The following is a 21,606-nucleotide window of genomic DNA, read 5'->3' on the forward strand; positions in this document are numbered from 1 at the left end:
ATAATCTATAATTGTGCAATTAAGTCATTCCGCGACAGCATGGTCAAAGGATAAATGACACGTCGTTGCGAGATCAGCAAGCTGATCGTCGAATCGAATCCGGCAATTAAACCTTCCTCCAGACTACGTTCAGCCTGTTCGCGAATGTGATCCACTCCCGGGAAATCTCGTCCCGGTTCAATGTAATCGGCAAGACATACCACTTTGTCCAGCAAGCTCATGCCTACCCGACCCGAGGTATGCCACCGGATGGCATTAATAACTTCGGAATCTTCCACACCGTAATCACGCTTGGCTACAAAAGCACCGACTTCGGAATGCCAGAGTTGCTTGTCATGCTGCAGAAGTTCCTGGTTTAACCCGTTATCACGGATGACCGCTTCCATCTTCGCTACGGGCCAGTACTTCGCCACATCATGCAATATCGCTGCCAGATCTGCTTTCACAGGATCAGCACCGTATTTTTCAGCCAACATCACTGACGATTCCATTACACCCAGTGTATGCTTCCAGCGTTTTTCCGGCATTTGTCCGGATACGGCTTGAATCAGTTCATCACGGCTTAGTGCCATATAAACCGCTCCTTACAATGTATTGGTGCACTTCATCAGGAATCATGAAGCGTACCGAATGACCTTTGGCCAGACGTCTGCGTACGGCTGTCGATGAAATATCGACCAAGGGCATCTCGGCCAGCAGGACCCGATCCTGTAACTCGTCTGGTAAATCATCCAGATGTAACTGGAAGCCCGGCCGACCAACTCCGATAAAGGTTAAGCGTTCTGCAAGCTCTTCAATCTGCTCCCATTTGGGGAGATAGTTCACCATATCCGCCCCGATAATGAAATAAAATTCATGTTCAGGATGGCGACGCCACAGTTCCTTCATCGTATCGATGGTATAAGACACGCCGCCCAATTCCATCTCGATACCCAGCACCTCATATTGCTGCACACCATTCACAGCCGCTTCCGTCATATCGAGACGTTGCTGTCCCGAAGCTCCGGCTCCGCGTTTGTGAGGTGGAACATGGGAAGGCATGAACCAGATCTCATCCAGTGCATGTGAATCCCTTGCCGCTTCAGCTGCCAGGAGGTGTCCCATGTGGATCGGATCAAACGTACCACCCATGATGCCGATCTTCACCTGCGTCACGCTCCCTTATCTAGGTAGTTCGATTTGTTTGTTATCGCGAGATTCTTTGTACAGGATGATTGTGTTACCGATGAGTTGTACAAGCTCACTTCCCGTTTCACGGGCAACTTCTTCTGCCATCTCTTTTCTGTCCTCGTCATTGTTGTTCAACACTTGCACTTTCATCAATTCGCGCTTCTCAATCGCATCTTCGATGTGACGGAACAGGTGCTCGTTGGTTCCACCTTTACCAATCTGAAATACAGGGGTCAGGTGATGTGCCTGTGACCGCAAAAAGCGCTTTTGTTTACCGTTTAACATGAATACTCCATACTCCTTATGTTGAGCAGGCCCTGATCGACAGCGCAAAAACTGTCCGGACCTGACCATTCAATTATTATTTTTCAATGGTGAAAATGATCACTGAGTACACAAGGTGACTCCGATTGCAGTACCATCTTCCGATCGCTGTTATCCCCAGATTTTTCTGATCCCTTTTCACAAAGGGAAAATCCGGTGATAAATGCGACCACTTCGTTTCTTCAGATTGGTTCTGCACTCGTCGTCTGCCTGTACTCTTAATATCATTTTCACACTTCAAAACTGTTTAGCACTGCACGTCTCATCGTCTCCACAGGAGCCGGGATGCCGAGCCAATGTTCAAAGGCTACAGCGCCCTGATATACAAACATACCCAGACCACCGTGCACTGTGCATCCACGTAACCGCGACTCCCGAAGCAGGCGAGTTTCCAGCGGATTATAGATCAGATCACTCACAGCTGCGCCTTCACGAATTAGTGCAGGATCAACCGGTACGTCATCAACATGCGGGTGCATTCCGGCAGCCGTTGTGTTAATCACGATATCAGCCGTAGCCAGTACCGTTGTAGCGTCTTCCATGCCACTGCCCGAGATTTCTCCCAAGCCATGGCCTCGTAAATCCGAAGCAAGTGTAATAGCCCTGTCCGCTGTACGGTTCAGAATGTGGATCCGTTCAGGCTTCTCCAGTGCAAGTGCATATATGACACCTCTCGCTGCTCCACCTGCTCCCAGGACAGCGATACGTTTGCCCGCAAGCTCAGGCACAGCCTCTTCCTTCAACGATCGGACATAACCAATACCATCCGTATTGTACCCTGTCAGTGTTCCACCTTCATTAACGATGGTATTCACCGCACCAATCAGGCGAGCACTTTCATCGATCACATCCAGATACTGCATCACCTGCTCTTTGTGCGGGATGGTCACATTAACACCACGATAGCCCAGTGCCACAATTCCGCGAACGGCCGCTTCCAGTTGATCCGGATGAACATGCAGTGGCATATACATTCCATTCACTCCTGCAGCCTGCAGAGCCGCATTGTGCATTGCCGGAGACTTGGAGTGAGCAATAGGATCACCCATAACACCAAGCAACACGGGAAGTGAAGAGTTGAATTTGTTCTGCTCAGACATAGGTCCGCCTCCGATCCATCTGATGTACAGCTTCTGAGATTACTAGATCAAGGATGGGCGGATCTGTACACGAATGCCTTTTGGAGCATGAACAGCAACAAGCGCTCCAATATCGCCATTAACCTTAATCCAGCCCAGACCCGAGATGAATACATCCGATTGACTGCCGCGTTTGATGCGGAATTCATGTCTGGTCCATTCAGCCATCTCTGCTGCATCCTCACGGGTTGGCGGAGACAACAATTCTCCCAGATGGTCGCGGTACAGATCATCTGCACGCTCCAGCTTCGTCCGGTGAATATCAAGCGCAGTGCTGATAAAACAAGTGAACGACTGGCGATCACCTTCCACAAAGTCAAATCGAGCCATGCCGCCAAAGAACAGCGTCTGACCGGAATTCAACTGATACACAGCGGGTTTAAGCGGTTTTTCCGGCATGATGGCAGCGAGATCCTTACGTGAAACAATCTCGCTGAAACGCCATGGATAAACGATTCCGGGCGTATCAATGATATATTTTCCATCATCCAACGGAATGTTCACCATGTCCAGCGTTGTTCCCGGATAACGGGATGTGGTCAGTTCCTGCTCCAGATCGCTGTAATCACGGATCAGACGGTTAATCAGTGTGGATTTGCCCACATTGGTGCCGCCAACCACATATACGTCACGATCTTCGCGATAGGTTCCAACAAGCTCAAGCAGACGGTCGAAGCCCTGATTTTGCTTTGCACTGCACAAGACTACATCCACGGTACGCAAACCCTGTTCTTTGGCTTGCTTTTGTACCCAGTTGCGAATCTTGTTCCAGTTAGTTACTTTCGGAAGCAAGTCCGTTTTGTTCACAGCAAGCAATACCGGATTGTTGCCTACAAAACGTTGCAGACCGGAGATAATACTGCCATCAAAGTCAAACAAATCAACGATATGGATGACAAGTGCATCCTTATCCCCGATTTTGCTAAGCAGCGCCAGGAATTCGTCCTGATCCACCGTAACGGATGATGACTCATTGTAGTTTTTGATACGGAAACAGCGTTGGCATATAACCGGTTCACGATCCAATGCCTTCTCGGGGATAAACCCTGGTAATTCCGAATTTTCTGTTTGCAGATGCACGCCGCATCCGCTGCACCTTACGGCAAGGTTGCCGTTATGCGGTTCTGTCATTTCTTCTTTTCCTCCTCAAGCCATAAGCCTTTCTTGCGTAAACTCGTTAGAGCAATCCGTTCCACGCGTCGATTGAAGCGGGTCATAAAACCTTCGTCCCCAATGGAGATTGGCAGTACCAGAACGGTATATAACCCCATTCGGTTCCCTCCATAGACGTCCGTAAGCATCTGATCACCTACTACAATCGTTTTTTCAGGAGATAACTCCATCATTTTCATTGCTCTACGAAACGGTACATTCGATGGTTTGCGTGCACTATGCACAAACTGGATATCCAGCGGGGTCGCAAACAGGGATACACGATTCAAATTGTTATTGGACACAATCATCAGCTTGAAACCTGCCTCTTTCACACGTGCAAACCATTCAATCAGTTCGGGCGTAGCGTCAGGGGCTTTGGCTCCAACGAGTGTGTTATCCAGATCAGTTATAATTCCACGGTAGCCTTGAGCGTACAGCTCTTCCAGATTAATGTCAAAAACCGTGTCTACACGCAGCTTGGGCATTAACATTTTAAACAAAGAAGTCACCTCAGTTTCATACGACACACTATATCACAAATCCGTCTTTCCTGAAAATGCATACAGCGCCTGATGGCATAGGAAAAAAGGAAAAACGGGACGGGCAACAACTATGCCCGTTCCGCTTTCAGTTCCTTCCGCAGCTTCAAGGCGGTCTGATAGACGCCCTTCCAGTCGTCGGCAGTTACGGACGCCGGACTGTAACGAGTCTGTTCAAACTTCGTGAGAAGCTCATACAATGTTGCTTCTGCAGCAGGTTTTGCCTGGCTCCAGCGGGCTACCGATTCACGAAGTGTCTCGTCTCCGCTCCGGGTCAACCCTTTGCGTTTCACATACTGAATCCAACGCTCGGTCTCTGCCACTACCTTCTGTTCAGGGGTGAGCGGTCCACCTGTCCGTAGACGAAGCAGGAAGAATCGCATGGAGAAACGATTACGCCAGAACATATAGGCTACCCACAATACAATAATGGCTCCTGCAGCCCAGATAACAAAAGTTGGGATGGCAGACGATGTCTGCTCAGGTGCAGGGGTCTGTTCTTCCTCTTGTACCGGCTCCTCTTCTGGCTGTTCTTCAGGCTCATCTACAGGCTGTACATCAGGCTGTTCCGTCAGCAGCGGCATATCAAAGCCCGGCGTTGCTTCAACAGGAATCCAGCCATACTCACCAAAATAAACCTCTGCCCAGGAGTGTGCATCTGCATTGGTAACGGTGTAGGTCGTCTCAATCTCCGCGCCAGGTTGACGTGGGGCCTGCATGTCCGAATTCAGAGACAGTTGTCCAGGCGCATAACCTTTAACCCACCTAGCAGGAATGCCCTCCGAGCGCGCCATCATCACCAGCGCAGTGGAGAAGTAGTCACAGTAGCCTTCCATAATATCGAACAGGAAACCTTCCACAAAGTCGCTGCTTACTTTTCGAGATAAATCCGGATTGTTTGTGTATTCAAAATTAGTTTGTAAATAGTTTTGCAGTAATGCCACTTTTTCATACGGAGTATTCGCAGATGCCGTTATCTCGGCTGCCAGATTCGACACCCGGTCAGGGAAACGGGATGGTAACTGCAAGTACATATCATCTGCCGGATTACTGTTATACAGATCTTCAAATGACTTCGTACGAAGCTCATCTTCCACAATCACAGGGGCTTCCGATACGATAGTATACGTCTTGGGATACTGCGGTTGCTGACGGTCTGTCACCACATGCAGTTCAGCCTGTTCAGCATTCCACAACATCCGTTCCGTTCTGTCCTCACCATTAATTGAGCTCACTTCCGAGATCGAATAAGCACCAAAGAGAATCGGATAGACATTATCATTCAGCATCGTTACATTCTGAGTCACTTGTTTGGTATTCACATTACCGGATTCTTGGTTCTCCAGAGGCTGTCCAGCTTGAACATTCTCTGTCGTACCCCGTCCACGGTCATCCCAACCTGTGCCTGTATACTCTGCACGTGTCTCACCGCGCCAGTAACTACGCTCATTGGTCGTGACAGACATGACAGGGGTATAGTCGAAGTTGAATCCTCCACCAAGCTGATTGTCTTCCCTGCTGTATCCCGATTCGGTACCCGCGGGAATATCAAGGTTTCCGTTACCAGCCTGACTTGTGGAAGTTCCGGTATAGTTACGCCACGCCGTATATGGGTCCGTCAAGGTGGGTGGAATCTCAGGCATATTAACGCTGGCTACAATAATCAAAGAAAAGATAATGGCAATATTGGCCAGGACTTTATAAGGATACCGGATGATTCGTTTCCAACCTTGTGGATACTGTAGCTGATAGTTACGGAAATGCTGGCATACGAGCCATCCCATCCCCGCAAACATCACCCACGCGATTTCAATCCAGAGTGGAATCTGGGTGAAAGAATCGAGAATCCCCATCGAAATGATGTTAACACCCAGAAAAACAAGAATGCGACGTGTTGTGGTCACGAGTCGAAGCGCAGCTTCAAGCATCACCCATGCACACAGGGAGAACCAGATGTACGGCGTCATGTGTAATATGAATTGCTCCGCTCGGTCCGTTAAAGAGCCATAAGGGATGTATACCGTATAATCAATTAGCGTTTTATGCAAAATGTAACCAACAACGACCGCCTTGATGATCGCCCGATAGATCGTTTTGAAGGGCAGAATGACCTCCAGTACACTGACCGCTGCAAGTGTCCATAACACCAGAGAAGTTGTCTCCGTGTACCACGATTCCTGCGTAAATGAAATCCACTGCATTCCAATCAGGAAAATCCAGAGCAATGATGCTGCATGGTACCAGGATCGTTTGCCTGCAATACTTTCATTTCCTTTTGTACTCATACAGAACCTCCCCCCATCACCGTTGGAAGCTCCTGCAAGTGAGAAACAGTGAATGACCTCGTGCCTCTTCCACGCAACATGGCATTCCACTCGGCACTCCGGCGGGATTCACTGGTATCGATCAGAATATGACATGGAGTCATACCCCGCGTATCGGCCCAGCGCAACAGTTCCATTATTTTTTCATCCTTCTGGGGAGAAATCACAACAAAGTAAGCTCCCTGAGGCAGTTGACGTGCAATTCTTTCCACGCCGGGCAACAGATGGGTATCCTGACCGTTATATTGAATATCCACCAGATGATGCATCATCTTCTGTCGTTCCATCAGACTTTCACTGGGGGCCATGAAGGATGTCTGGTCTGACAATGTCAACAACCCCATCCCCATTCGTTCCCTGACACCATACTCCAGCAGAGAAGCAGCCGTGGAAACGGCAATTTCAAATGCATCCCCATGTTCATAACTTGATGCCAGCGCATCCAGAACCAGAACGGTTTTGGGCACAGACTCATGTTCAAACTCCTTGGACTTCCAGTTCCCTGTCTTTGCCGTTGCATTCCAGTGAATGCGGGAAAGTCGATCTCCGTATACGTAGTCACGTACACCATTGATCTGAGTGGTCTCTCTCCGTGAGCGGGTTAACGCCGTCTGAGGACCGGATAACCGTGATTTGCGGTCGTAAAGCTGCCAATATGGAATAAATGCCGTTCTTGGCAGTACGCGAAACTCACCTTTGGCCTTAAACTTTCCTCGATGTTCAATCAGTCCAAATATGTCCTCGCTGGCACATTCCGTTTCTGAAAAAACATACTTCCCCCGCTCAAGTGGTGGCGTCTGGAATGACAGCTCCCCATTACCTCGCATATTGGGAATCAAACTTTCCTTGAACGACCACGATTCTCCGTTATGCCGATGCAGCATTTCACGCACAACAACATAGGGAAGCGGGAGGAATCCCGGAATCGTCAGACTCAGCTGTACTTGAACCTGGTCACCCGCATGCAGCAATTCTTCGTGGTCTGGACCAGAAGATAACCTACGAACTCCTTGAGCACGTCTTACCCCGCTAAATCCAGCAATGGCAAGGTATACACCGAGCAGGGTCACCATCGACAGCAACATAAGGGATGTCTTCCCGCCCTGAAACAAAACATAAGCCAGACAGCACATCCACACCATTGCGATGCTCCATACGCGTGGGTGGCGTAACCCTCTATTCACTGTTCTCAAAAGCGGCTTCATGAACTATTGCCCCATGGAGACGGGCACGCGTACTTGCTGGAGTACGGCATTCAAAACGGCCTCGGAACTCATACTGTCCAGTCTCGATTCGGGACGAAGCACAATACGATGAGAGATCACATAAGGGGCCATCGTTTTCACATCATCCGGAAGCACATAATCACGTTCCTGCAAGAATGCAAAGGCTTTTACGGCCATCATGAACGATATGGCTGCCCGTGGGCTGGCACCCAGCAATACAGATGGGTGGGAGCGGGTTTGACGAACAACATCCAGCAAATAGTCCATAACCGGATCACCGATAAAGACCTCTTTAATCTCCTGCTGAATTGCCGAGATCTGGTCCATATGAGTCACGGATTCAAGGCGATCTACAGGCTGACCGAGCTGATGCTGTTTCAATAGGATTTTCTCAATTTCCTTATCGGGATAACCTAGACTTATTTTCAACATAAACCGGTCGAGTTGTGCTTCCGGCAACGTATACGTACCTTCAAAATCAATCGGATTCTGAGTTGCACAGAGCATGAATGGATGTGGCAGATCATACGTATCGCCATCAACGGTTACGCTGCGCTCCTCCATCACTTCGAGCAGAGCCGATTGGGTTTTTGTTGTGGCCCGGTTAATCTCATCAGCTAGCAAAATGTTGGTCATCACAGGACCTGGCCGGAAATAAAAACGCTCATCCTTCGGATGGAACACAGATACGCCCGTAATATCACTAGGTAAAATATCAGGATTACATTGAATACGTCGGTACTCACCGCGCATGGATTTCGATAATGCCTTGATTAACTGCGTTTTGCCAGTTCCCGGTACGTCTTCAATCAGAACGTGCCCGCCTGCAAGCAAAGCTGTAAGTAAAAGTTGAATTTCAAAGGATTTCCCCATAATGCAGGATTCCAGATTAGAACGAACTGCGGATATGATTTGGATCGACTCTTTGCGCACAGGCATGTGGTCTAACCTCCTAAAAAAGCATACAGATTTCCTTTTATTGTACATGATCCAGAGTCACGAGTACACTCGAAGGAACTCACAATTTGTTTCCAGCCCGTCAGATTCACCGCAGTTCTCGCATGAATACGACAAAAAAGCCCCGGATAAAAGTTATCCGGAGCCTCTGCTGAATCGCAATATGTTCAAGGAGATTCCTCATTCTATGTTAGCCTTTTGGTCTAACGACCAATGCCGCGAGAAAAGAAAAGATGATCGCTGACGATATTCCCGCAGCAGTCAGATCGAAAATCCCTGTAATCACACCCAGCCATCCCTCTTTTTCCAGCTCCGTCAATGCCCCGTGCACCAAGGAATTACCGAAACTTGTGATGGGGATGGTAGCACCCGCACCTGCAAATTTAACCAAGGGGTCATACACGCCAAATGCATCCGCAAGCGCACCTGTCACAACAAGTGTACTCATGGTATGAGCTGGCGTCAGTTTAACCCCATCCATTAGAAGCTGTCCGATAACACAGATTAAACCGCCAACAATAAATGCCCACAAGAACTGCATTACCTTTATCCCTCCTTTTCTATGGCTACGGCATGTGCAATACAAGGAATACTTTCACCCTGCTGGTACGAAATCGGAGATAACAGCGCCCCGGTAGCAACAACGAGCACCCGTTTAAGATCACCCTTCTGCATCCGGTTCAAAATATGACCATAGGTGACGGTGGCAGAACATCCGCAGCCACTTCCCCCGGCAACCACATAAGGCTGTTTCTCCCGATCATAGATCATCAGGCCGCAGTCATTAAAAACTGTCTGTTCCATTGGAATGCCTTCTTTTTGCAAAAGCTCTTTCGTAATTGGCAGACCGACGGAAGCCAGATCCCCGGTCACAATGAGATCATAATAGCCGGGTTCCAATCCCGTATCCCTGAAATGAGAGATTATAGTGTCGGCTGCTGCTGGCGCCATGGCTGAACCCATATTAAAGGGATCTTTGATGCCCAAATCCATAATGCGTCCAATGGTGGCTTTGGTAACAACGGGACCATCACCAGTACGGGAGACCACACCACACCCTGCTCCTGTGACGGTATATTGCGCATAAGGCGGCTTTTGGGAGCCATACTCCGTCGGATACCGAAATTGTTTCTCCACCGTACAGTTGTGGCTCACCGTTCCTGCAAGAACATAATCGCCAGCTCCGGAGTCAACAATCATGGACGCTAACGCTAACGTTTCCATGGAAGTAGAACAGGCTCCAAAGACACCCAAGTAAGGCACACCCAGTTTTCGCGCTGAAAAGGAACTGCTGATAATCTGGTTCATCAGATCTCCACCAACAAAAAATTGAAGCTCTTCCTTGGTGATATTTGCATTTATCAAAGCCAGTTGGGAGGCCTGTTCGAGCAGTTTACGTTCTCCCTTTTCCCACGTTTTCTCGCCGATCTCGAGGTTGTCGTAGACATAATCGAAATCAGATGACAGTGGACCCTCGCCTTCTTCTGGTCCTACAACTGCGGATTTACCGATGATCCGCGGACGATTCTCAAACTGCCATGTCTGGCGACCCAATCGTTTCACAGGTGCCCACCTCCAAATCCCAAAAAGGCATAAACGATCCCTACGACAAATGCTGCCACGACACCAAACACAATAACGGAACCAGCAAGTTTAAACATGTTGGCCCCTACACCGAGCACCAGTCCTTCAGCACGATGTTCCAGTGCAGCAGAACACATGGAATTGGCAAATCCGGTAACCGGTACAGCCGTTCCCGCTCCTGCCCATTGAGCCATTTTATCGTAAACGCCGAGACACGTTAGAATAACCGATATGAGAATCATGACCGCCACCGTAGGACTGGAAGCTTCCTTCGATGTCATGTCGAAACCGGCCATAAAAGCCTCTTGAATGGCCTGTCCAATCAAACAGACGGTACCCCCAACCAGAAATGCTTTGAGGCAATTTTTCAGGATTGGACGAGGCGGCTCATGTTTTTTTGCGACTTTTTTGTACTCCTTTTCATCCATGGACAGGGACGATGATTTTTTTTCGCTTCCGGATGCAGATTGAGCTGGCAAGATACAAGACCTCCTCTATGTGAAAATGGTTCAAAGCTACGGCTGAATGCCAATGTGTGTAATCCTATATTCATTGTTTGTTAATAATCGGAAGGTTATGTATCCGGCGACAGACAGCATATGTTTCCAACAAGATCATGTTGTGAAAGCAAGATGGGAATACGCCGGATCTGAGGACTTTTAGAGACGTCTATAAATAAAGAAGAACAATCACGAGCAAGATAAAAAGAACGATAAACAGTACTTTTTCCGTGCCCTCTTCTGGAGGCTTCATTGGATATTTAGCTCCTTCCTGTAAACAGACAAACAAATATTGAAATAAAGAACTTCACAAAATGATGACATCTCCTCCATATATTCATATTCATTGAAGTGGCATCAGGACTGCGACTACAGCGGATAGAGTCATGAAACTTGGACACGGTAAGCGCCCAAAATATGCCTTAAATACGTGACATAAACATGGACAATCACTTGCGCAAGGTTCATACTGTAATGTGACCAGTGGTTAAATAACAAGTCCTCAGCATATTAAAGTGCATGTTCAAAAAGATAAAAGACTTTTTGAACTACATCTTAAAAGGACAACAGGCGGGTAGCCGTTCTACTGTGACCTGAAATACATACCAACAGAGGAGTTGTTGACACATGAATGAAAAAACGATGGATATGTTCCGTACGTTGACGGAATTTCCTTCCGCATCCGGTTTTGAACGTGAGCTTCGCGGCTGGATGAAAGATAAGCTTTCCGCTTATACCGATGAGTTCGTCCAGGATCGCCTGGGGAGTCTATTTGGTGTATTACGCGGGGAGGAATCCGGTCCCAAAGTTATGGTAGCCGGACACTTTGACGAAGTGGGTTTCATGACTACTGGCATTACCGAAACAGGTATGATCAAGTTCCGTCCACTGGGTGGATGGTGGAGTCAGGCTGTACTGTCTCAACGATTGGAAATCATCACACCTGATCGTCGGATTACCGGAGTTGTAGGTTCTACACCTGCACACTTGCTGGACGAGTCCCAGCGGAACAAACCTGTTGATCTGAATTCCATGTATCTCGATATTGGAGCAGACAACCGTGCGGAAGCAGAATCCTGGGGCATTCATCCAGGGATGCAGATCGTGCCGATCTGTGAATTTACGCCTATGGCCAATCCTAAGAAAATTATGGCTAAAGCGTGGGATAATCGTTACGGCGTAGGACTTGCACTTGAACTGGTTGAAGCGCTGCACAAGGAAAAACTGCCTAACACGCTTTATGCTGGTGCAACGGTTCAGGAAGAGCTGGGGCTTCGCGGTGCACGTACGGCGGCCAATCTGATTCAGCCTGATATCTTCTTTGCACTTGACTGTAGCGCGGCGAATGATATGACAGGTGACAAACAGTCATTTGGACATATCGGAGAAGGAGCATTGCTTCGTATTTTTGACCCGGGTATGTTCACCCATCGCGGAATGGTGGAATATGTTCAAGATACGGCTTCATCCAATCAGATTAAAATGCAGTATTTCATCTCACCAGGGGGTACGGATGCAGGTCAAGTTCACCTGAGTGGCATTGGTGTACCATCAATAGTTGTTGGTATCTGCGCACGTTATATCCATACCTCTTCTTCCATCATTCATACGGATGACTACGATGCGGCCAAAGAACTGATCGTGAAGTTGGTCAAAGGTCTGGATCGGACAACGATGAATACCATAATTAATAACGCGTAACAGTTGACAAGAGACCTCCTAACCATCGGGAGGTCTCTTTTTTTATATTCACAACGATATCAGTTAGACACGTAGATTAATAGGCCGAACATTATAGGGAATTACACATAAGATACAATAACGGAAGATGAATTAAACACCAAGCAGCGGGGGACCTTTTATGGCAGTGAGAAGGAACGGAAAATCGAATAAAGGTTCCAAAAAAACAAATGCCGCAAACACCCTTCTCAATGGCAACCTTAAAGGAAGAAATCTGGAACTTATCGTTGCAGCATTACTGGTAAGTGGGAAGTTAAGAGTGGATGCGGTCACGTTGTTTCGAGAAGCTACACTGGTCGTTGAACTGGTCGGGCAGTATAAATCGCTACAAAATATTACACCCTCGAATCAAGACAAACTGGTGCAATTCCTCGATGAGATCGGTGGCGATATGACGTTGAATGACGTTATACGGGCTTTCCAACAGAGAATCAATTCCTAAACGCCAAGAAATGAGGTTGAAGTGATGTCTGACTTTGACGGAAATGGGTTCGCTGAACTACTGATCATTGTCATTCTTGTTGTTTTATTTGTATTCGGTTCTTCCGATATTGACGACCTGACTGATTCTCCTTCTCAATCCTGAATTGGCTAGGTTATTACGATTTATTCATTATGAAATCCATACCTGTAAACGCCAGCCCACAATATGCGGGCTGGCGTTTTTGGATGGCTATAGAAATAGCGGTGAGAATGCAATCCAGGCCAAAATAAGAGTAAGCACAATGCAGACATTCTCTACAACGGCCCCACGCTTGGTCCCTGTACTCATCAGATTCACCCGTATGCGCCACTTAAGTGGTGGTAACGGACGAATACCCCGATTGGTTAGTGAATCGGCCAACAGATGCATCGCATATGCCGTGCCTCCCGCTACCCAAATCTCCGGTCCCTGCTGCTGGGTCGTGCTGTACAACAAGCCCGCCCATATTGCGGTTCCGTATAGGGTATGTGTCAGTCCCCTATGAGTCAGTGTGGTGCAGAGCATTAACAAACTGCCTGCAATCAAGTTCCACGGTGCGAACGCGTGACCATAGAAGACCAGCCCAAGTCCAATCACAAACATCAACACTTTGCGAAGCGAACGTGAAGGCAGGAATGACACGAGCGCAATGAGGATCGCAAGCAACAGGTTCCATGGTTTGGCATGAACATAGAAGTACACAAATACAGCTGTGGGCAACAGAATCGTCTGTAACAACCTGATCAGACTGTTAGGCAAGGCTCTGGATACCAGCAGCGAATTTGGCTCATCAATGTCAGGCAATAACGAACCAATCAGAGCAACCGTAACTGCCGGTGCAGTCACCGGCATACCGGCCAACTGCAGAACAGAAAGCGACACGCCTGTCCCGATAATAAGGTGGGATCTTCCCATCATGATGCAAAAACGTCCTTTCGAAGAAATCGGGAACAATACGGCCCAGTTCCGATTTTACAACGAAAACAAAATAAGAACAATAGTTCGCATTTCTTATTTGTATGAAAATAAATATAACTTTCTGTGATAGGGCTCACACTATTATATTTATGACTCTTCTATCTTTATTAGTGAATTAAATCACATAAACTGTCGTCAACTACTTGTATAATTTCAAATATAAACCACTAAAATTGTTGGTAATGTACAGCGTCTATCCAAGGAGGCATACACACATGAACGGAAAAAAAGAGAAACTCGTTATCATAGGTAACGGAATGGCAGGAATCAGTACCGTAGAACAAATTTTGAAATTAACATCGCGATTTGATATTACTGTTTTTGGCACAGAGCCCTACCCTAACTACAACCGCATTATGTTGTCCTATGTATTGGAAGGAAGCAAAACACTGGATGACATCGTGCTGAACGACCTTCACTGGTATGAAGATTACGGCATTACATTGCACACAGGCACAACGGTGACACGAATCGATGCCGAGACACACGAAGTTGTGACTGAAGATGGAACTCGCGTTCCTTATGACAAAATCATCATTGCGACTGGCTCCAACTCCTTCATTCTCCCTGTACCAGGACATGACAAAGAAGGTGTTGTCGGTTTCCGCGATATCGCCGATTGTAATGTCATGCTGGAAGCTGCTAAGCAGTATAAACGAGCGGCCGTTATCGGGGGCGGACTGCTAGGCCTTGAAGCTGCCAAAGGTTTGGTACAACTTGGCATGGAAGTTACCGTAGTGCATCTGATGGAAGATCTGATGGAGCGTCAGCTTGATCCACAAGCTTCAGCCATGTTGAAGGCGGAACTCGAACGTCAGGGTATCCGCTTCAAAATGGGTGCGCAGACCTCCGAACTACTGGGCGGCGAACGCGTTGAAGGGATACGTTTTGCAGATGATACGGTTCTGAATGTTGATTTTGTTGTCATGGCTGTAGGGATTAAACCTAATACGGTCGTAGCTCGGGAAAGCGGTATGGAAGTCAACCGGGGCATTGTCGTGAATGACTATATGCAGACTTCACTTGAGAATGTGTACTCGGTCGGGGAATGTACAGAGCACCGCGGGGTATGTTACGGCCTCGTTGCCCCATTGTTTGAACAAGGTATGATTCTGGCGAAACATATCTGCGGTGTGGAGACCGCTCCTTATGAAGGTTCAGTTGTATCCACGAAATTGAAAATTTCGGGTGTAGATGTCTTTTCAACCGGTGAATTCATCGACAGTCCAGAGCACACCGTCATTTCGCACAAAGATGACTGGAAACGGACTTACAAAAAAATTCTGCTTCGTGATAATAAAATGGTCGGCGCTGTTCTTTTCGGTGACATTACGGATTCTGCCGAATTGCAGAAACTGATTAAAAATCAAACCGAAATGACCGAGGAATTGTACGGTTCACTCATGGGTACAGGCTGCGGCGGTCATAAGAAAGCAACTTCTGTTGAAACGATGCCCGAGGACGAAATCGTCTGTGGATGTAACGGGGTAACCAAAGGAGCCATTGTTGATGTAATTACAAACCAGGGCCTTACCACTGTTGATGAAATCAAAGCCTGTACCGGTGCAACACGCTCTTGCGGTGGGTGTAAACCGGTTGTGGAACAGATTCTGCAATATGTACTTGGAGACAGTTTCAGTACTGGAGCCAAACAGGGCATCTGCGGATGTACTTCCATGGGTCGAGATGAAATCGTAGCCGAGATTCGTGAAAAAGGATTACAAACGACCAAAGAGGTCATGAATGTACTGGGTTGGAGTCAGCCAGAAGGTTGTTCCAAATGTCGTCCGGCGATCAACTATTACCTTGGCATGATTGCACCAGACACACACGAAGATGAGAAAGAATCCCGTTTTGTTAACGAACGTATGAACGCGAATATTCAAAAAGATGGAACGTATACGGTTGTACCTCGGATGTATGGCGGTGTAACTACACCGGCAGACCTCAAACGCATCGCTGACGTTTCGGTCAAATATGATGTGAAAGCAGTCAAAGTGACTGGCGGTCAGCGTCTCGACTTGATTGGTGTCAAAAAAAGAGATTTGACCAAAGTCTGGGCTGAACTGGATATGCCTTCAGGTTATGCATACGCCAAATCGCTGCGTACGGTCAAAACATGTGTCGGCTCCCAATTCTGCCGCTTCGGTACACAGGATTCCATGGCCATGGGTGCTCGCATCGAACGTAAATTCGAACGTCTGGATCTGCCAGCCAAGTTTAAATATGCCGTCAACGGTTGTCCGCGAAACTGTGCAGAGGCATGTACCAAAGATATCGGTATCGTTGGTAACGACGGAGGCTGGGAGATCTTCATCGGTGGTAACGGCGGTATTAAAGCAAGACTGGCTGATTCCTTATGCAAAGTGAAAACGGATGAAGAGTTGATTGAACTGTGCGGCGCCATCATGCAATATTACCGCGAGACAGGTAACTATCTGGAACGGACGTCCGAGTGGGTGGAACGCATGGGTCTGGAGCATATTCGTTCGGTTGTTGTGGATAACCTTGAGGAACGTAAAGCGTTGATGCAGCGGATTGAATTTGCACTTGAGCATGTTGAAGAACCTTGGCAAAAAGCGATTCGCAATGAAGAAGGCCAAAGTAAAATGTTCCATGGCATCGAAGTATCAGCTCGTCCATAAGTAAGCTTGCAGATTAATACTGCCGGAATGTTAAATATAGATAAGGAGTGGTTTAAGATGACGACAAAACAATCAGGCACCTACTTCCCTGCCGGAGTAGTTGAAGAATTCCTGCCACGAATCGGAAGAGTAGTTGAGATTAAGGATCATCAGCTTGCTGTCTTTCTTGCATCGGATGGTACCATCTTCGCTGCGGATAATCACAACCCCCATCCTAAGGGTGGGCCGCTGGCTGAAGGCATCGTGTCCGGGCATTATCTGTACGATCCGCTGTATGATTGGAAAATCGACCTGACTACCGGTCTTGTGCAAGCACCAGACAACGGTCAAGTACAGATGTATCCAGTGAAGGTAGAGAACGGCCAGGTCTGGATTGAAATATAGCTCCATTGAAACGTTCGAAGATTGATGCAAAATAATGGGGGAAACCATGATGTATACACCAAGTGTTGAGGGAATTATTGAAGCTGCGGTTAAAAAACGGGATCAAATGAACGCAAGCCTGTCACGATATATGGTTGCTGCCTTGATGGCTGGTGCCTATGTAGGGCTTGGCATCGTTCTGATCTTCAGTATTGGTGCTCCGCTCCTTGCGGCACAGTCACCACTGCAAACTATGTTGATGGGCATGTCCTTCGGACTCGCGCTCACGCTGGTTATCTTTGCCGGATCGGAACTGTTTACAGGTAACAATATGTTCTTTACCATGAGTACACTGGCAGGCCGAACCACAGTGAACGAAACGCTGAAGAACTGGGGGCTCGTCTTTGTTGGTAACCTGCTCGGCGCAATTCTATTAAGTTTACTTATAGTCGGTAGCGGTCTATTCAAAACGGCCACACCGGAACATCTGTTATTCGTTGTCTCTGCCAAAAAGATGGCGGCGCCCGTGTCTGAGTTGTTCTTCCGCGGCATTCTCTGTAACTGGCTCGTCTGTCTGGCGATCTGGATGGCAGCTCGCTCCAAAGAAGATATCGCCAAACTTGTTCTGATCTGGTGGTGTCTGTACGCATTTATCGCAAGTGGTTATGAGCACAGTGTTGCCAATATGACTTTGCTGTCTTTATCCTGGTTGCTGCCAAACCACCCGGATACAATCACGATGGCAGGCTGGTTCCATAACATGATTCCGGTAACGCTTGGTAATATCATCGGCGGTGCCCTCTTTGTTGGAATGGCGTACTGGTATACTTCGCCGGTACGTAAAAAATCATAATTCTTGATTCAACTGCACTTATGTAGCGCTAGAGCACAACATCTACACACTGAAGCCACGATGGATGCCGAACTCACGTTCAGTCACACATCGTGGCTTTTTATTGTTTGTCGATAAGCTGCTACTCTCTTGTACGTTTCCCTTTCATCCTCTTGTCCTTCTATAGAGAATTAAAACTTCATTTTACCTTCGTCGCTATCCGCGTTAATCCACAGTTGACATAACTGGCGTATAGTCGATGGATACTCACACTTATACTCAACCAGCAAAGGATGAACGCTTATATGGGAATTCACACGTACTTCAGGTCACTAAACGATCTTGAACGTATTATTCGTACACCTGGCAAATTCAAATTCGAAGAACACAGCGTATCCGCCCATTCCTGGAAAGTCGTACAGTACGCCAAAACGCTCGCAGATATTGAGGAGCAACATGGAACCACCATCGATTGGAAGAAGTTATACGAAATTACGAGCAGTCACGATTATGGCGAAATCTTCATCGGTGATATCAAAACACCCGTCAAACATTATTCACTGGAGCTGCGTTCGATGCTGCAAAAGGTGGAAGAAGGCATGGTTGAACATTTTATTAATGAAAATATTCCTGAAGAGTTCCAGCCTATTTTCCGCAGACAGCTGCGTGAGGGCAAAGACCAATCGGTTGAAGGACTGATTCTCGAAGTCGCAGACAAGATGGATCAGGTATATGAAGCCTTTGCTGAGCTCCAACGTGGCAATACGGAGAAAGAATTTATCGTTATGTACCGTTATGCGTTGGTAAAAATCAAAAATATCGACCTCCACTGTGTGCAGTATTTCCTGGAACAGATTCTCCCCGACATGATCGAAGAAGGTATCCGCTCCCCGTTTGATATTCGCAAAATAACCGAAGAAGCTCTGGCCCAGTAATCAGCTCAAGTCAACATGGTGCTCATCATCCATGGACAGGGCTTTTTTTCGTTCCTGCAATTGCAGTCGGTACTCGCTAGGGTACATGCCCGTTTTGTTTTTGAAGATCCGGCTGAAATAGTGGGAATCACTATACCCTACCGCTCCACCAATAGTCTTGATATCCATATTCTCGTGCGTAACGAGCATGCGCTTCGCTTCATTAATCCGCAGGCCTGTCATATATTTTAGCGGAGTCTCACCCGTTACTTTCTTAAAACACTTTCCCAGATAGTCCACACTAAAATACATCTGTCCCGCCATGTCCTGGAGTGTAATCTCATGCATGTAATTCTGCTTCAAATACAACTTAACGGCCTCTGCGATATCCTCCGGCTTCACCTGCTCATCCAGTACGGCACTGACATGGGCAAGCGAATCCACAGCGCTCCCAAGCTTCAATTCCATCGCATCCAGCAGTGTACGAAGCTGGTCTTCCGATAATGGTTTGAGCAGATAATCCTCCACCTTGTAACTGATCGCCTGCCGTGCATATTCGAATTCATGATAACCACTCAGAATGACAATTTTCACATGCGGATAGGCAAAGTACAGATGTTTGGCGAGTTCCAATCCATTCATTACCGGCATCTGTATATCGGTTACAACCAGATCAGGTACAGAATGTTCAATGAGCTGTAATGCTTCCTGACCGTTCCGCGCTTCACCGATCACCTCGAACCGGGTGTCCAACTCTCTGAATTTGCGCGAGACATTCCGGCGAATCAGGGCTTCATCTTCCACAATAATCGTTCTATATTTGATTGTCACGGGTTCAGTCATGCTCCTTTCGAATGGAACCACCTATTGTAATCTGGACACCGCCGGAAGGCTTGTTTGTAATCTGCATGTGGGCTGCCGTGCCATACCATAATTTCAATCGGACCCATATATTCTTGAGTCCCATGCCGTTGATTTCGAGGTCAGGCATACGCTCCCACTCCTGTGACTGTTCGATGTAATGCATGATCTTGGCAAGTGCCTCGGGTTCCATGCCAGGTCCGTTGTCTTCCACGTGGATCTGCCAGGTCTGCTGTGCCGCATCCATATCTCCAGTAATATTCAGTTTCCATGGCGGGGTATCACCCAGTCCATATTTCATGGCATTTTCGAGTAGTGGTTGTACCATCAGCATCGGAACCTGGATATACTTCATCTCTTCCGGAATATGAAACTCGTAGTGTAGATCATCCTCAAACCTAATCTTCATACACTCCAGATATCGCTCACAATAATCCAATTCTTGAGACAGGGGAACCCCATTCTTTCCCGGAGTAGAAATATAACGCAGCATAGACGCAATATTGGCGCAGAACGCGACAATCTGCTCATTCATGCCCTCTTCCGCCATGATGCTAATATTAGTGATGTTGTTATAGAGAAAATGCGGGTTCATCTGGGATTGCAGCGCCAGTAATCTCGCTTCTGTCTCCTGAGATTTCATCGCCAGCCTGTCCTGAAACGATTGCACAAGCTGTTGATTCAGCCGGATAAACGTATCATTCAGCTCATCCATCTCCCGAATAGAACCGGGATGCTCCAGCTTGAACAACTGACCGGAATCCTGACCCGATACCAGATCATTCACACCCGTTTTCTGAATAATGCGCTGCAAACGATGTAGCGGCAAAGTAACCCGTTTGGAGATCAGATACGAGAGAACCAGAATCAGCATGAGAGTAGCTAACGTGGCACCGATAAACATCATAGCCATCCGGTTGAGACTCGCGAAAAGGGACTGTTTGGACTGCATGACAATAACGGTCCATCCCGTCTCCTGTGACGTCATGTACGTCATCATCTGTTTGGACTGACTCATAGGATCGGTGATCTCCTGCATCGTATCAGGCGGAAATGAAAGATTTTGAATCAAGTCCACATCATCGAAATGGCCTGCTTGAGAAGCATCGGCATCCGAAGAAAGTGGATACAACCTTGTATTTTGTTCATCCACTACATAGATCCGAAGATCGTCGTTATTTGTCTGCAAATCATTCAAATGCTGGAACAGGGTTCCGGCATCCTGCAAAATCTCAACGACACCCTGGCTGACATAATTGCCATCTTTGTATACACGGGTAAGCGAAATGTAAGGTTGATCTGAGTTACCCTCGCCGGTCGGCATGGGCAAGGCTCCGCCCTCTAACAATTGGATCACTCGCCAGCCACTCCGCTCCCAGGTTTCCTTGTACCACGGTCGCTGAGTCAGGTCTACCGACAGTTGACCGTTGAATGCACCCGCTCCCAGCATCTTGCCGTTCACATCATAGATGTTGGCCTGCTTGGCTGTATTGGAGCTGCTGATGATCGCGAGAATGACGTCAATTAGTGTGGTTGTATCCTTATACAATGCCGGATCACTCGTCATTGTCTGCTCACTGTCTTCTGCTGGTGCCAAGTAGTGACTGAAGTGTTCTTTGACCAGATTGGAATACACGATATTCATGGAGAAGTTGTTCATTTTCACCACTTCCTGATCCAGGTTACTGACAATTGATACCCCCAGTTGTCTTTGCTGTTCTTCACTTCGCTGACGAATGTCACTTGCGAGAAATACATACAGAAGCCCCGCCACAATCAGCGAAAAGATAATAAATACCGCAGAGTAATAGGCAAACAGACTTTGCTGAAGCGTTCCAAATCGATATCGCAATCCTCACACACCTCGTCCTATGATGATATCTGTCACACCA

21 protein-coding genes are annotated in these 21,606 nt (G+C 47.5%); 6 read left to right on the forward strand and 15 right to left on the reverse strand.

The window, feature by feature from the left end:
- Positions 1 to 5: 5 nt before the first annotated feature.
- From yqeK to spoVAC, 12 genes are all read right to left on the reverse strand, one after another.
- Complete coding sequence (gene yqeK / locus NST38_RS21840; protein WP_076254414.1) at positions 6 to 572, reverse strand: bis(5'-nucleosyl)-tetraphosphatase (symmetrical) YqeK; 567 nt, start codon at positions 570 to 572, stop codon at positions 6 to 8.
- Positions 556 to 1,146, reverse strand: coding sequence for a nicotinate-nucleotide adenylyltransferase (locus tag NST38_RS21845; RefSeq protein ID WP_076254412.1), 591 nt, complete (start codon positions 1,144 to 1,146; stop codon positions 556 to 558). Before NST38_RS21845 ends, yqeK begins: the two co-directional genes overlap by 17 nt.
- 15 nt (positions 1,147 to 1,161) lie before the next feature.
- Positions 1,162 to 1,455 (reverse strand): ribosome assembly RNA-binding protein YhbY, encoded by a 294-nt coding sequence (gene yhbY / locus NST38_RS21850; protein ID WP_017687186.1) that lies wholly within the window; start codon positions 1,453 to 1,455, stop codon positions 1,162 to 1,164.
- 269 nt (positions 1,456 to 1,724) lie between these two features.
- Positions 1,725 to 2,594 carry a shikimate dehydrogenase gene (gene aroE / locus NST38_RS21855; protein ID WP_076254410.1) on the reverse strand — a complete coding sequence of 290 codons (870 nt, stop codon included), beginning with the start codon at positions 2,592 to 2,594 and terminating at the stop codon, positions 1,725 to 1,727.
- A 42-nt stretch (positions 2,595 to 2,636) separates the two neighbouring features.
- Complete coding sequence (gene yqeH, locus NST38_RS21860) at positions 2,637 to 3,764, reverse strand: ribosome biogenesis GTPase YqeH (RefSeq protein ID WP_036615146.1); 1,128 nt, start codon at positions 3,762 to 3,764, stop codon at positions 2,637 to 2,639.
- Positions 3,761 to 4,288, reverse strand: a complete 528-nt coding sequence (locus NST38_RS21865; protein WP_036668542.1) for a YqeG family HAD IIIA-type phosphatase — start codon at positions 4,286 to 4,288, stop codon at positions 3,761 to 3,763. Before NST38_RS21865 ends, yqeH begins: the two co-directional genes overlap by 4 nt.
- 110 nt (positions 4,289 to 4,398) lie before the next feature.
- On the reverse strand, positions 4,399 to 6,612 hold the full coding sequence (locus NST38_RS21870; protein ID WP_076254408.1) for a DUF4129 domain-containing transglutaminase family protein: 2,214 nt from the start codon (positions 6,610 to 6,612) through the stop codon (positions 4,399 to 4,401).
- A complete protein-coding gene (locus tag NST38_RS21875) occupies positions 6,609 to 7,856 on the reverse strand; it encodes a DUF58 domain-containing protein (RefSeq protein WP_179087962.1) in 1,248 nt (415 codons plus the stop codon). The genes NST38_RS21870 and NST38_RS21875 overlap by 4 nt, the downstream gene beginning before the upstream one ends.
- A 3-nt stretch (positions 7,857 to 7,859) precedes the next feature.
- A complete protein-coding gene (locus tag NST38_RS21880) occupies positions 7,860 to 8,816 on the reverse strand; it encodes an AAA family ATPase (RefSeq protein WP_036615157.1) in 957 nt (318 codons plus the stop codon).
- Positions 8,817 to 9,024: 208 nt separating this feature from the next.
- The gene (gene spoVAE / locus NST38_RS21885; protein ID WP_036615159.1) at positions 9,025 to 9,375 is read right to left on the reverse strand and encodes a stage V sporulation protein AE; all 351 of its coding nucleotides are present in this window, start codon (positions 9,373 to 9,375) and stop codon (positions 9,025 to 9,027) included.
- A 5-nt stretch (positions 9,376 to 9,380) separates the two neighbouring features.
- Positions 9,381 to 10,397 carry a stage V sporulation protein AD gene (gene spoVAD / locus NST38_RS21890; protein ID WP_036615162.1) on the reverse strand — a complete coding sequence of 339 codons (1,017 nt, stop codon included), beginning with the start codon at positions 10,395 to 10,397 and terminating at the stop codon, positions 9,381 to 9,383.
- Positions 10,394 to 10,897, reverse strand: coding sequence for a stage V sporulation protein AC (gene spoVAC, locus NST38_RS21895; protein ID WP_036615164.1), 504 nt, complete (start codon positions 10,895 to 10,897; stop codon positions 10,394 to 10,396). The genes spoVAD and spoVAC overlap by 4 nt, the downstream gene beginning before the upstream one ends.
- A 648-nt stretch (positions 10,898 to 11,545) precedes the next feature.
- On the opposite strand from spoVAC, the gene NST38_RS21900 reads away from it, so the two are divergent.
- On the forward strand, positions 11,546 to 12,619 hold the full coding sequence (locus NST38_RS21900) for a M42 family metallopeptidase (protein ID WP_036615166.1): 1,074 nt from the start codon (positions 11,546 to 11,548) through the stop codon (positions 12,617 to 12,619).
- 160 nt (positions 12,620 to 12,779) lie between these two features.
- Positions 12,780 to 13,100 carry a hypothetical protein gene (locus NST38_RS21905; RefSeq protein WP_036615167.1) on the forward strand — a complete coding sequence of 107 codons (321 nt, stop codon included), beginning with the start codon at positions 12,780 to 12,782 and terminating at the stop codon, positions 13,098 to 13,100.
- A 231-nt stretch (positions 13,101 to 13,331) separates the two neighbouring features.
- Here the strand turns inward: NST38_RS21905 and NST38_RS21910 are convergent, their stop codons facing one another.
- Positions 13,332 to 14,039 carry a metal-dependent hydrolase gene (locus NST38_RS21910; protein WP_076254404.1) on the reverse strand — a complete coding sequence of 236 codons (708 nt, stop codon included), beginning with the start codon at positions 14,037 to 14,039 and terminating at the stop codon, positions 13,332 to 13,334.
- A gap of 275 nt (positions 14,040 to 14,314) precedes the next feature.
- Here NST38_RS21910 and nirB point away from each other — a divergent pair, with 275 nt between their 5' ends.
- The 4 genes from nirB (at position 14,315) to NST38_RS21930 (ending at position 18,874) form a co-directional block, all read left to right on the forward strand.
- Positions 14,315 to 16,744 (forward strand): nitrite reductase large subunit NirB, encoded by a 2,430-nt coding sequence (gene nirB / locus NST38_RS21915; protein WP_341344056.1) that lies wholly within the window; start codon positions 14,315 to 14,317, stop codon positions 16,742 to 16,744.
- Positions 16,745 to 16,801: 57 nt separating this feature from the next.
- Complete coding sequence (gene nirD, locus NST38_RS21920) at positions 16,802 to 17,128, forward strand: nitrite reductase small subunit NirD (RefSeq protein WP_076254401.1); 327 nt, start codon at positions 16,802 to 16,804, stop codon at positions 17,126 to 17,128.
- Between the two features lie 49 nt (positions 17,129 to 17,177).
- Positions 17,178 to 17,960: a formate/nitrite transporter family protein gene (locus NST38_RS21925; RefSeq protein WP_076214272.1), complete on the forward strand. Its 783-nt coding sequence runs from the start codon at positions 17,178 to 17,180 to the stop codon at positions 17,958 to 17,960.
- Between the two features lie 284 nt (positions 17,961 to 18,244).
- Complete coding sequence (locus NST38_RS21930) at positions 18,245 to 18,874, forward strand: YfbR-like 5'-deoxynucleotidase (protein WP_074095934.1); 630 nt, start codon at positions 18,245 to 18,247, stop codon at positions 18,872 to 18,874.
- Here the strand turns inward: NST38_RS21930 and NST38_RS21935 are convergent, their stop codons facing one another.
- Positions 18,875 to 19,696, reverse strand: coding sequence for a response regulator transcription factor (locus NST38_RS21935; protein WP_076254399.1), 822 nt, complete (start codon positions 19,694 to 19,696; stop codon positions 18,875 to 18,877).
- Positions 19,689 to 21,566, reverse strand: coding sequence for a cache domain-containing sensor histidine kinase (locus NST38_RS21940; protein ID WP_076254397.1), 1,878 nt, complete (start codon positions 21,564 to 21,566; stop codon positions 19,689 to 19,691). The genes NST38_RS21935 and NST38_RS21940 overlap by 8 nt, the downstream gene beginning before the upstream one ends.
- Positions 21,567 to 21,606 lie beyond the last annotated feature (40 nt).

This window comes from Paenibacillus sp. FSL H8-0104 (assembly GCF_038050215.1).
Taxonomy (GTDB): domain Bacteria; phylum Bacillota; class Bacilli; order Paenibacillales; family Paenibacillaceae; genus Paenibacillus; species Paenibacillus amylolyticus.

Bases quoted from the DNA above. Each gene is read 5' to 3' on its own strand.
- NST38_RS21910 (WP_076254404.1), bottom strand. From the start codon at position 14,039: ATGATGGGAAGATCCCACCTTATTATCGGGACAGGCGTGTCGCTTTCT.
- aroE (WP_076254410.1), bottom strand. From the start codon at position 2,594: ATGTCTGAGCAGAACAAATTCAACTCTTCACTTCCCGTGTTGCTTGGT.
- NST38_RS21925 (WP_076214272.1), top strand. From the start codon at position 17,178: ATGTATACACCAAGTGTTGAGGGAATTATTGAAGCTGCGGTTAAAAAA.
- nirD (WP_076254401.1), top strand. From the start codon at position 16,802: ATGACGACAAAACAATCAGGCACCTACTTCCCTGCCGGAGTAGTTGAA.
- spoVAE (WP_036615159.1), bottom strand. From the start codon at position 9,375: ATGCAGTTCTTGTGGGCATTTATTGTTGGCGGTTTAATCTGTGTTATC.
- nirB (WP_341344056.1), top strand. From the start codon at position 14,315: ATGAACGGAAAAAAAGAGAAACTCGTTATCATAGGTAACGGAATGGCA.
- NST38_RS21870 (WP_076254408.1), bottom strand. From the start codon at position 6,612: ATGAGTACAAAAGGAAATGAAAGTATTGCAGGCAAACGATCCTGGTAC.
- NST38_RS21935 (WP_076254399.1), bottom strand. From the start codon at position 19,696: ATGACTGAACCCGTGACAATCAAATATAGAACGATTATTGTGGAAGAT.
- NST38_RS21875 (WP_179087962.1), bottom strand. From the start codon at position 7,856: ATGAAGCCGCTTTTGAGAACAGTGAATAGAGGGTTACGCCACCCACGC.
- yqeK (WP_076254414.1), bottom strand. From the start codon at position 572: ATGGCACTAAGCCGTGATGAACTGATTCAAGCCGTATCCGGACAAATG.
- NST38_RS21880 (WP_036615157.1), bottom strand. From the start codon at position 8,816: ATGCCTGTGCGCAAAGAGTCGATCCAAATCATATCCGCAGTTCGTTCT.
- NST38_RS21900 (WP_036615166.1), top strand. From the start codon at position 11,546: ATGAATGAAAAAACGATGGATATGTTCCGTACGTTGACGGAATTTCCT.
- yqeH (WP_036615146.1), bottom strand. From the start codon at position 3,764: ATGACAGAACCGCATAACGGCAACCTTGCCGTAAGGTGCAGCGGATGC.
- NST38_RS21930 (WP_074095934.1), top strand. From the start codon at position 18,245: ATGGGAATTCACACGTACTTCAGGTCACTAAACGATCTTGAACGTATT.
- NST38_RS21905 (WP_036615167.1), top strand. From the start codon at position 12,780: ATGGCAGTGAGAAGGAACGGAAAATCGAATAAAGGTTCCAAAAAAACA.
- yhbY (WP_017687186.1), bottom strand. From the start codon at position 1,455: ATGTTAAACGGTAAACAAAAGCGCTTTTTGCGGTCACAGGCACATCAC.